Here is a 10,775-nt window from a genome sequence, read left to right as displayed (position 1 = left end):
GCTGCTCACGACGCAGTACCTCGAGGAGGCCGAGCAGCTCGCCGACCGGGTCGCCATCCTCCACGAGGGCCGGATCATCGTCGACGGCACGCTCGCGGAGCTCAAGGCCCTGCTCCCACCGGCAGAGGTCGTGTACGTCGAGAAGCAGCCGAGCCTCGAGGACGTCTTCCTCGCCGTCGTCGGCGCCCCCCGCGACGAGGGAGGGCCCTCATGACCACCCACGCCATCGGCGACACGACGGTCCTGCTCCGCAGGTCGTTGCGGCACATCGTCCGCAGCCCGGACACGATCATCTCCACCCTCATCATGCCCATCGCGATGATGCTGCTGTTCGTCTACGTCTTCGGCGGTGCGATCGACGTCGGCGCGGAGTCCTACGTCGGCTACCTGCTGCCCGGCATCCTCGTCATCACCATCGCCTCGGGCATCTCGTACACGGCGTTCCGCCTCTTCCTCGACGTGCAGGGGGGCATCGTCGAGCGGTTCCGGTCGATGCCGATCGCCCGGTCGTCCGTGCTCTGGGCGCACGTCCTCACCTCGCTCGTGGCCAACCTCGCCTCGCTCGCCGTCGTCGTCCTCGTGGCGGTCGCGATGGGGTTCCGTTCCGGCGCAGGGCCGCTCGCGTGGCTGGCGGTCCTCGGCATCCTCGCACTGCTCACCCTCGCCCTGACCTGGGTCGCGGTCATCCCGGGGCTCACGGCGCGGACGGCGGACGGCGCGAGCGCGTTCGCCTATCCCCTCATCCTCCTGCCGTTCGTCAGCTCGGCGTTCGTGCCCACGCAGAGCATGCCCGGCCCGGTCCGCGCGTTCGCCGAGCACCAGCCGGTGACGACGATCGTCGACGTCGTCCGCCGCCTCCTCGCCGAGCAGCCCGTGGGCGGTGACGTCTGGGTCGCCCTCGCCTGGTGCCTCGGCGTCCTCGTCGTCGCCCACGCCGTGGCCGTGCGCACCTACCGGCGCAGCGTCGCGTCCCGGCCATAGACCCGGACCCGGCCGGGTTGTCGCGAGCGGCCCGCCCGGCCCGGCCCCGCGGCATACGCTCGGTGCATGGGATACGAGTACAAGGTCGTGCAGATCCGTGAAGGGCTCGTCGGCGGCAAGATGTCGGCCGGGAAGCTCGAGTCGGTCCTCAACGAGTGGGCGGCCCAGGGCTGGCAGCTCAAGGCGGTGACCGCCGTCGAGGTCAAGGGCCGGATCGGTCCCGGCGGCACCGAGGGCGTGCTCGTGACGTTCGAGCGGTCCCGGGGCTGACCGGCTCCGTCGGGACCGACCGGGCCGGGTCGGTCCTCGTCCTGCCGAGCCCCCTCGTCGGCGCCGGCGCCTACGCCGGACTGGTCGCGGCGTTCCGCGGGTCCGGCGCCCGGGCCACGGTCGCGCCGGTCCCCGACGGTGTGACGTCCGGAGGCGAGGTGCTCGACGCGTTCCGACTCACCGTCCGCGACACGGCGCCCGACCTCGTCGTCGCGCACAGCAACGCCGGGCTCGTCGCCCCCGCCGCGTCCGGGGGCGCACCCGTCGTCTTCGTCGACGCGGCCCTGCCCGCACCGGCAGGCCCGGGCGCGATGGCCCCCGAGCCGCTCATGGCGCGCCTGGTCGCGCTCGCGGACGAGCGCGGGCTGCTGCCGCCGTGGACGCAGTGGTGGGACGAGTCGGACGTCGCGCCGCTCTTCCCCGACGAGGCGACGCGTCGTCGGGTCGAGGGCGGTCAGCCCCGGCTCCCGCTGCGCTACTTCTCGTCCGAGGTCGAGGCCCCGACCGGGTGGGAGGGCGGTCCGCACGCCTACCTCGCCTTCGGCGGGACGTACGCCGTGGAGCTGGCCCGCGCGCGCCGCCTGGGCTGGCCGACCCGGGTCCTCGACGGGGCCCGGCACCTGCACCACCTGCACGACCCCGGCCGGGTCGCCCGTGCGGTCCTCGCCCTGGCGGGGGCGGCCCGGGCCGGTCGTGACGATGCGAGCTCTCCCGGGCCCGTGTGACATCCTGCGAAGCATGAGCACGCCGAGCAGGCCCGGGTGGTACGAGAACCCTGACAACCCCGACGAGCTCCGCTACTTCGACGGCATCCTGTGGACGTCCAACACGACGGTCCTGCGCAAGCGCCCGGCACCGGAGCAGGCGGCCCCGGCCGTGAGCGCTCCGGGCGCGCCCCCGGTCCCGCAGCAGACCTCCGTCCCGCAGCAGACCCCCGTCCCGCAGCAGCCCCCGGCCCCGGTCCCCCCGGGCTGGGGGGCCCAGTCCGCCCCACAGGGGTGGAAGCGTCCGTCCCCCATGGCGTCCGTCCCCGGACAGCCCGAGCTGGCCCCGTACCTCACCCGGGTGGTCGCGTACCTCATCGACACCCTCGTCATCGCCGTGGCCTCGCTCGTGGTCGGTGGCTGGTTCCTCTGGAAGGCGATCGAGCCCATCGCGGACCGGCTCGACGCCGCCCTGGTCGCCGGTGACTTCCGCGCGATGAGCTCGGCTCTGGGCGAGGCCGGCCTGGGCTGGCTCGCCGCGTTCCTCGCCGTCCAGCTCCTCATCATGGTGGGCTACCACACCTTCTTCCTCACGCGCCGCGGCGCGACCCCGGGCAAGCTGCTCCTCGGCATCAGCGTCCGACGGCTCGACCGGCCGGGACTGCTCGACGTCGACACCGCCGTGCGACGCGTCGGCTTCCAGGCCGTCGCCCAGGCGCTCGGCAACGTCCCCCTCGTCGCGAGCCTGGCGACGATCGTCGTCATCACCGACCTCGTCTGGCCGCTCGCCGACGACAGGAGGCAGGCGCTGCACGACAAGGTCGCGAAGACCATCGTCGTCAAGGGGCGCGTCGAGCGCTGACGCCCCTGCCCCCCGGGGGGGCAGGTCTTCCGGTGGTCAACCCGGGCCGCAAGCGGACATTGCCGATAGTGGACACCCCGAAGGTGATGCGTGCCTCGAACCGAGATGTGAGGCTTCGACGCGTAGCACACGTCGCCACACCAAAGGGGAAACACGTCATGGAGCTCTTCTCGTCGTTCACCGGTTCCGGTCTCTGGGGCAGCCTCGGCTGGCTCCCGCTGGGAGACGTCATCGACCTCGTGACGGGCTGGTGCATGGTCTGTTGGTGACCCGGGGCGACCACTCGGCGTGGGTCTCGTGTGCGACGGATCGCTAGGGCACTAGCGTGTGGATCATGGGGTGGTCACCGGAGAAGCGCGTGGCGAGCGGCGACGTGCGCGATGAGGCCCTCATGGCCGTCCTCGAGAGCGTCATCGCCCAGCCCGGCGTGGGCGTCGCCGGGATCGGCACGGCGACCCAGCTCGACGAGACGGTGGTCGCCGCGCGGGTCGAGGACCTCGTCTCGCTCGGGGTCCTCAAGGCCCGCGACGACACCGAGCAGGGGTGGTCGCTCGTCCACCCGCGCTCGGCGCTCAACGGGCTGCTCGCCGACCGTGAGCGCCGGCTGGCCGTGCACATGGACGAGCTCGCCGAGGCCCGGCAGCTGGTGGACCGGCTCTCCGACGTCTTCGCCAACGGGGGACGCCACATCGACTCACCGGGCGTGGTGACGCTGCGCAACCGGGCCGAGGTCACCGAGCGGCTCACCGACCTCGGCCGCGAAGTGCAGAACGAGGTCTGCTCGTTCGTCACCGTCCAGCCCCCGCCGCAGGCGGCGGTCGACGGCCGCGAGCTCGACCGCCTGCTGCTCGACCGCGGGGTCACCCTGCGGATGATCTGCCTCGAGGCGTTCTACCGGGACGCCGCGGTGGCCCGGCACCTCATCGACTCGGCCGAGATGGGACTGAGGATCCGCACGCGGCCGACGTTGCCCACCCGCATGCTCGTCTTCGACCGCCGGGTGGCCGTGCTTCCCCTCGACCCGTCCGTCTCCGGCGAGGGCGCGGTCGTCATCGACCACGGCACGATCGTCCACCTCCTGCACAGCCTCTTCGAGATCCACTGGAAGGACTCCGACCCCCTGTCGGCCACGGCGCCGGCGCAGCCCGCGGTCGGGCCCCGGCCGATGGAGCTCGCGATCCTCAACCTGCTCGCCCTGGGCCACAAGGACGAGGCGATCGCCCGCTCGACCGGGCAGTCGACCCGGACGGTCCGTCGACTGGTGGCCGGTCTCGCGGTCACGCTCAACGCGCGCAGCCGCTTCGACCTCGCACTGCGGGCAGCGGCCCGAGGGTGGATCGACAGCCCCTTCGACTGATCAGGCCTGTGGGTGCACTGCCGGGCCGATGGTGCCGCGGCACTCGCCCAGCGAGATGGTCGTGCCACCCGGGCCGGGTGCGGTGGCGCGCAGGACGACCGTGTCGCCGTCCTCGAGGAAGGTGCGCTGCGACCCGTCGTCGAGCGTGACCGGCTCCCGGCCGCCCCACGACAGCTCGAGGAAGGACCCGCGCTGGTCCTTGTCGGGTCCGGAGATCGTGCCGGACCCGAAGAGGTCGCCGCTGCGCAGGGTCGCGCCGTTGACCGTCATGTGCGCCACCATCTGCGTCGGCGACCAGTACATCGAGCGGTAGGGCGGCCGGGACACGACGGTGCCGTTCCACTCCACCTCGTAGGTGATGTCGAGCCCGTATGCCGTTCCCGCACCGTCGGCCGTGTCCTCACCCTGCAGGTAGGGCAGGGGGCGGGGGTCGGTCTGTCCGGGCAGGGGGACCCGGGCCGCGCGGAGGGCCTCCATCGTCACGACCCAGGGCGAGATCGAGGTGGCGAACGACTTGCCCAGGAAGGGCCCGAGAGGGACGTACTCCCACGCCTGCAGGTCACGAGCGCTCCAGTCGTTGAGGAGCACCACCCCGAAGAGGTGGTCGTCCGCGTCGGCCACGGGGACGGGCGAGCCCAGCGACGTGGCCCCACCGACGACGAAGCCCAGCTCGGCCTCGATGTCGAGGCGGGCGCTCGCCCCGAACACCGGGCTCTCCTCGGTCGGTGGCTTCCGCTGCCCGCTCGGCCGGGTGATGGCGGTGCCCGAGACGACGACCGTGCCCGCGCGGCCGTGGTAGCCGATCGGCAGGTGCTTCCAGTTGGGCGTCAACGGCTCGGAGTCGGGGCGGAAGAGCCGGCCGACGTTGGTGGCGTGGTGCTCGCTCGCATAGAAGTCGACGTAGTCGGCCACGTCGAACGGCAGGTGCATGGTCGCCGACTCGACGGGGACGAGGTGCGGCTCGACGCAGTCGCGGCGCGCGGGGTTGGTCAGCAGCTCGGTGACCCACTCGCGGGCCGACGACCACGCGTGCCGGCCCAGCGCGAGGAACGGGTTGAGCGTCGGGGCCGACCACACGGCATACGACTCCATCCCCGCTTTTTCGGCGCACGGCCCGAGGTCGAGGACGTGGTCGCCGATCCTCGTGCCGACCCGGGGCGCGGAGCCGTCAATCGAGAAGACGCCGTAGGGCAGGTTGGTGACGCCGAACGGGTGGTCGGCGGGGACGTCGAGCCAGGTCGTCACGGCTTCTCCTCAGAAGGGGCGGGGTCGAGGTCGACGAGGCCGAGGTCGTCCAGCTCGCCGATGGGGTCGGTGACCTCACAGCATCCGTATGCCGTGAGGAGGCTGCGCAGCCGGCGCACGTCGCCCGGCTCGAGCGAGCGCACCGCGTCGGCCAGCAGCCGGGGGTCGCGCTGCGACAGCAGGGTCTCGACGGCAGCGGGGGCGCCGTCGTGGGCGGCGGCGTGCACGGCGAGGAGGACGTTGAGCACGCCGTGCTGGGGCTCGCCGCCGTGCTCCGCGCGCACGGCGTGGTGCAGCCCTCCGGTGAGCTTGAAGGGCACGCCCAGCCGGGCGCAGTCGTGGACGAACGCGGCGAGCTCGACCTCGTCGGGCCACTCCCACGTCGGGGTGGCGCCGGTCCTGAACTTGGCCTGCGCCGCGTGCCCGACCTCGTCGACGGCGGCCGCGACGTCCTCGAGGGCGCGGTCGCGGTCCGGGCCCCGCGGGACCTCGAGCGTCAGCGGGAGCCCCTGCACCGGGAGGTCGCGCCAGCCGGCGAACCAGCCGAGCTCGGCGCCGACGACGTCGACGGCGGTGGTGGACGCGAGCTGCCGGACGGCGTCGACGAGGACGGAGGGGTCGACCCCCGGGCGGGCGATGAGACCGACGTCGAGGGGAGGTCCGCCGTCGGAGTCCAGCACCGCGACGAGGGCGCCCACGTCGGAGACGGGGACGAGCAGCGGACCGACGAGGCCGGCATACGCCGCCGTGCGGTGTGCCCGGTGACGGCTCACGGCGACCGGGAGGGGCGCGTTGCCCGGAGGGAACACGGCGGCATCGTCGATGAGCCCTGCGAGCAGGGCGGTGGGCGCCGTGGACATGCCGGACACGCTACTAGTCTGGGAAGGCAGGAGTTCCGACACGCTTCCGACACAACGAGGTGGAGACCACGTGGCGCACTACCAGTCGATGGGCAGCATCCCGCCCAAGCGGCACACGCAGCACCGGCGACCGGCCGGTCGAGGCAGGACCGGCGAGCTCTACTACGAGGAGCTCATGGGTGAGGAGGGGTTCTCGTCCGACTCGTCCCTGCTCTACCACCGCAACATCCCGTCGACGATCCTCGACGCCCGGGAATGGGCGGTGGGTGACCTGTCGACGACGCCCAACCACCCGCTCAAGCCGCTCCACCTCCAGCCGCACGCGCTCTTCGACCACGCAAGGACGGTCAGGGGCACCGACGTCGTGACCGGCCGGCGGCTCCTGCTCGGCAACGGCGACGTGCGGATCTCGTACGCCGTGGCGGGGGCGCCCAGCCCCTGGTACCGCAACGGCATCGGGGACGAGTGCGTCTACGTCGAGCGCGGCGCGGCGCGGGTCGAGACGGTGTTCGGCGCCTTCGACGTCGCGCAGGGCGACTACATCATCATCCCGAGGGCCACGACCCACCGCTGGATCCCGACGTCGTCGCGCAAGGAGCCCCTGCGGGCCTACTGCATCGAGGGCAACAGCCACATCGCCCCGCCGAAGCGCTACCTGTCCAAGTACGGCCAGCTCCTCGAGCACAGCCCGTACTGCGAGCGCGACCTGCGGGTGCCGGCGGGGCCGCTGCTCGCGGAGGACGTCGGCGAGAAGGAGAACGCCGAGACCGAGGTCTACATCAAGCACCGGGGGAGCGGGCCGGCCAGCAGCGGCGGGATCGTCGGGACGGTGCACACCCTGCCGTTCCACCCGCTCGACGTCGTCGGCTGGGACGGCTGCCTCTACCCGTACGTCTTCAACGTGCGCGACTACGAGCCCATCACCGGCCGGGTGCACCAGCCGCCGCCGGCGCACCAGGTCTTCGAGGGCTGGAACTTCGTCGTGTGCAACTTCGTGCCGCGCAAGGTCGACTACCACCCGCTGTCGATCCCGGTGCCGTACTACCACTCGAACGTCGACTCCGACGAGGTGATGTTCTACGTCGAGGGCGACTACGAGGCGCGCAAGGGCTCGGGCATCGGGCAGGGCTCGATCTCGCTGCACCCCGGTGGCCACGCGCACGGACCGCAGCCGGGTGCCGCGGAGGCCTCGATCGGCGCCGAGTACTTCGACGAGCTCGCCGTCATGGTCGACACCTTCCGTCCCCTCGACCTCGGCGAGGGCGGGCTCGCGTGCGACGACGGCAGGTACCACCTCAGCTGGGGAGGCTCTCGGCGCTGACCTTCGCGCGACGGACCGCCTCGACCCACCTCCCCACCAGGGCGTCGAGCGCGGCGTCGCCGCTCGCCGCGTGGACCAGCCAGACCCCGTCGAGGTCGCTCGGTCGCGGGGCGCGGTTCTCCCACGTGATCCGGCGCTCGGCGAGCAGGTCGAACATGTCGTCGCACAGGTGGGTCGCGACGACCGTCACCGGGTGCGGGCTGGTGGCGAGGGCGTCGACCCGGCGCGCGGCGACCGGCCCGCCGCCGACGACGAGGACGTGCCGGCCCGGGAGCGGGCAGTCGAGCACCCGGATGGTGTCGGGTGCGGGGCGCTGACTGACCTGTGCCATGCCGACCATCGTCGCCTCCGTGCGTTGCGGACGGGGTGCTCCCGTGTGACGAGCGTGTTGCTGGGGACGGGCTGATACCGGTCTGAGACCGCTGCTCTGGACCGTGCGTGAGACAGCCGTCCCACCCCGGGACACCTCACCCAAGGAGACTTCATGTCAGGTCAGGCAGTGCCTCGTCTTTTCGTCCCGGCGGCGGTCGCGGCCCTCGGGCTCCTGCTCGTCAGTGCGACGTCCGCATCGGCGGACCCGCCGGTGGTCACCCACATCCAGGGAACGAACTGGCACATCGAGCACGAGATCGACTCGTGCCTCGACGTGCCGTTCCCGATCCGTCACGACATCACCTACAACGCACACCTCAAGGACCACGTGCGCAACGGTGTGTACTTCTTCGCGTTCAACGCCCAGTTCAAGAGCGTCTACACCAACCTCGACAACGGGAAGTCGCTGACGGCGCTCGCGAGGACTCGCGATGCCGACCAGCGCATCGTGGACAACGGCGACGGCACGATCACGGTCACCGTGAGCGCACAGAGGCACGAGTCGTACCACTCCTCGGACGGCCGGCTCGTGGCCAAGAAGGTGAGCAACCAGGAGGTGACTGTCGTCCTCGAGCACGCCGGGACGCTCGACGACCCGAGTGATGACGTGTTCGTGTCGGAGACCTGGTCGGAGCCGAACGGCGTCGACACGCTCGCCGGCCGCATCGACTGCGACATCGCTGCCGAGTTCCTGGCCTGAGCCGACTGCGGCCCGTGGCAGCCCGCCGACCCGCGTCGGGAGGTGTCGTGCTCGTTGACACCTCCCGACACGGACGACACAGTGAGACCGTGCGGCTGAGCGTGCTGGGCCCGTTGGTGCTTGGCGGCGATCACCACGCCCTCGGCCCCCGGGACCGGGTCGTCCTCGCGGTGCTGGCCAGCCGCCCCGGGAGCACCGTCCGCACCGACGCCATCGCCGATGCGCTCTGGGGCGAGGCGGTCCCCGCCTCGAGTGCCAAGGTCGTCCAGGGCTGCGTCATGAGGCTGCGTCGAGCCCTCGGCGTAACGGCCATCGAGACCGTGGGCGGCGGCGGCGCCTACCGGCTGGCGCTGCACCACGACGAGATCGACGCGACCGTCTTCGCGGACGCGGTGTCGGTGGCGGCCGACCTGCTCGCCGACCGGCAGCCGGACCGCGCCCACTACCACGCCGGCCGGGCCCTGGATCTCTGGCGCGGGGACCCCCTCCCCGAGCTGGAGGACTGGCCCGGCGCGTCGGCGGAGCGCGCCGAGCTGGTCGAGCAGCACCACGCCGCGGAGGAGGTCCGCGCCGCCGCCGCCGTCGACCTGGGCCTGCACGCCGAGGTCGTCCCCGAGCTGCTCCGCCTCGCCGGCGACCGCCCCACCCGGGAGCGCCGGTGGCAGCTCCTCGCCCTGGCGGAGTACCGCTCGGGGCGCCAGGCCGACGCCCTCGCCACCCTCCGGCGCGCGAGGCGGATCCTCCTCGACGACTTCGGCCTCGACCCGTCGGCGGAGCTCGGCGCGCTCGAGGTCTCGATCCTCGCGCAGGCTCCGGCCCTGGACCTCGTCGCGCCCGCGTTCCGCGAGACGGAGTGCCCGTACCCGGGGCTGCTCGCCTACGACGTCGGCGACACGGCGATGTTCTACGGCCGTGAGCCGGACATCGCCGCCTGCCTCGCCCTGCTCGACCGCAGCGGCGTCCTCGCCGTCGTCGGGCCCTCGGGCTGCGGCAAGTCCTCGCTGGTCCGGGCGGGGCTGGCGGCGTCCCTCGTCCGCGACGGGCGCGCGCCCACGGTGGTGACGCCGGCGACGACGACCGTCGCCGCGCTGGCGGCGCTGGAGCCGGGCACCGGCGGTGTCCTCGTCGTGGACCAGCTCGAGGAGCTGTTCACCGCTCCGCGGGAGGAGCAGGACCGGTTCGTCGCCCAGCTGCTCCGGGTCGTGGCCGACGGGAGTGGGCTGGTGCTCGGGATCCGCGCCGACACGATGGGCGAGCTGTCGTCGCACGTCCAGCTGGCGAGGCGGGTCGAGGGCGGGCTGCACCTCGTGGGCCCGATGAGCGACGTGGGGCTGCGGCGCGCGATCCGCGGCCCCGCGGAGCAGGCGGGGCTGTCCGTCGAGCCCGGGCTGGAGGAGCTGCTCGTCCGCGAGGTGGAGGGCCAGCCGGCCGCCCTGCCCCTGCTGTCCCACGTGCTGCGCGCGACCTGGGCCGAACGGGAGGGGCGCACCCTCACCGTCGCCGGGTACCGCTCCACCGGGGGCATCCAGGAGGCGGTGTCGCGGACCGCCGAGGACCTCTACCGGGCGCTCGCGGTGGACGACCAGGAGCTGCTGCGCCAGCTCATGACCCGCCTCGTCTCGACGGACGAGGACGCGGCGTCGGTGCGGCACCGGGTCCCGGTGAGGACCGTCGGGCAGGACGACAGCCAGCGCCAGCTCGTGGACCGGCTCGTCGACGCGCGGCTGCTCAGCAGCGACGGCGAGAACGTCGAGATCGCCCACGAGTCGCTGACCCTCGCCTGGCCGAGGCTGCGGTCGTGGCTCGACGAGGACGTCGAGGGGGCTCGGGCCATGCGCCACCTCTCGGTCGCGGCGCAGACGTGGGAGGCGATGGGCCGGCCCGAGAGCGAGCTCTACCGCGGGGCCCGCCAGCAGCGCGTCGCGGAGTGGCGCCGTCGGGACCGGCCGCGCCTCACCGAGGTGGAGGCGGCGTTCCTCGACGAGTCCGAGGCCCGGGCCGCGGTCGAGCTGCGCGAGGGGGAGACCCGGCTGCTGGCGCAGCGCCGCACCAACCGCCGTCTCAGGGCCGGCCTGGCCGCGGTCGCCGTCCTCGCCGTCGTGG

General features: G+C 73.0%; 11 protein-coding genes and 1 pseudogene. 9 read left to right on the top strand and 3 right to left on the bottom strand.

All coding sequences use genetic code 11. The features are described 5' to 3' along the window. The 6 genes and pseudogenes from N801_RS21155 to N801_RS17765 form a co-directional block, all read left to right on the top strand. A pseudogene (locus N801_RS21155) lies at positions 1-214 on the top strand (ABC transporter ATP-binding protein); the annotation flags it as partial. After that, complete coding sequence (locus N801_RS17785; protein WP_035940611.1) at positions 211-981, top strand: ABC transporter permease; 771 nt, start codon at positions 211-213, stop codon at positions 979-981. The pseudogene N801_RS21155 and the gene N801_RS17785, both read left to right, overlap by 4 nt. Before the next feature lie 66 nt (positions 982-1,047). Continuing rightward, on the top strand, positions 1,048-1,251 hold the full coding sequence (locus N801_RS17780; protein ID WP_035940610.1) for a DUF4177 domain-containing protein: 204 nt from the start codon (positions 1,048-1,050) through the stop codon (positions 1,249-1,251). Positions 1,252-1,391: 140 nt separating this feature from the next. After that, entirely contained in the window at positions 1,392-1,976 is a 585-nt protein-coding gene (locus tag N801_RS17775) for an alpha/beta fold hydrolase (RefSeq protein WP_052113279.1), read from the top strand. 13 nt (positions 1,977-1,989) lie between these two features. After that, positions 1,990-2,817: an RDD family protein gene (locus tag N801_RS17770; protein WP_035940609.1), complete on the top strand. Its 828-nt coding sequence runs from the start codon at positions 1,990-1,992 to the stop codon at positions 2,815-2,817. A gap of 334 nt (positions 2,818-3,151) precedes the next feature. Next, complete coding sequence (locus N801_RS17765; protein WP_035940608.1) at positions 3,152-4,174, top strand: helix-turn-helix domain-containing protein; 1,023 nt, start codon at positions 3,152-3,154, stop codon at positions 4,172-4,174. On the opposite strand, the gene fahA is transcribed toward N801_RS17765, so the two are convergent. After that, positions 4,175-5,419, bottom strand: coding sequence for a fumarylacetoacetase (gene fahA / locus N801_RS17760; RefSeq protein ID WP_035940607.1), 1,245 nt, complete (start codon positions 5,417-5,419; stop codon positions 4,175-4,177). Beyond that, entirely contained in the window at positions 5,416-6,279 is an 864-nt protein-coding gene (locus N801_RS17755) for a hypothetical protein (protein ID WP_035940606.1), read from the bottom strand. Before N801_RS17755 ends, fahA begins: the two co-directional genes overlap by 4 nt. Positions 6,280-6,349: 70 nt before the next feature. Between N801_RS17755 and N801_RS17750 the strand changes: the two genes are divergently transcribed. Next, on the top strand, positions 6,350-7,600 hold the full coding sequence (locus tag N801_RS17750) for a homogentisate 1,2-dioxygenase (protein WP_035940605.1): 1,251 nt from the start codon (positions 6,350-6,352) through the stop codon (positions 7,598-7,600). Here N801_RS17750 and N801_RS17745 read toward each other — a convergent pair. Continuing rightward, positions 7,575-7,931: a precorrin-2 dehydrogenase/sirohydrochlorin ferrochelatase family protein gene (locus tag N801_RS17745; protein WP_169744295.1), complete on the bottom strand. Its 357-nt coding sequence runs from the start codon at positions 7,929-7,931 to the stop codon at positions 7,575-7,577. The two genes, N801_RS17750 and N801_RS17745, sit on opposite strands and share 26 nt — an antisense overlap. A 153-nt stretch (positions 7,932-8,084) precedes the next feature. On the opposite strand from N801_RS17745, the gene N801_RS17740 reads away from it, so the two are divergent. Then, positions 8,085-8,672 carry a hypothetical protein gene (locus tag N801_RS17740; protein WP_156996892.1) on the top strand — a complete coding sequence of 196 codons (588 nt, stop codon included), beginning with the start codon at positions 8,085-8,087 and terminating at the stop codon, positions 8,670-8,672. A gap of 89 nt (positions 8,673-8,761) precedes the next feature. Next, positions 8,762-10,775: AfsR/SARP family transcriptional regulator (locus N801_RS19980; RefSeq protein WP_211254754.1), on the top strand; the 2,014-nt coding region annotated here is incomplete at its 3' end.

Origin of the sequence: Knoellia aerolata DSM 18566 (assembly GCF_000768695.1) — a bacterium.
Classification (GTDB): Bacteria; Actinomycetota; Actinomycetes; order Actinomycetales; family Dermatophilaceae; genus Knoellia; species Knoellia aerolata.
Note: the sequence above shows the minus strand (reverse complement) of the source record. Positions and strands in the feature narration are given on the sequence as shown.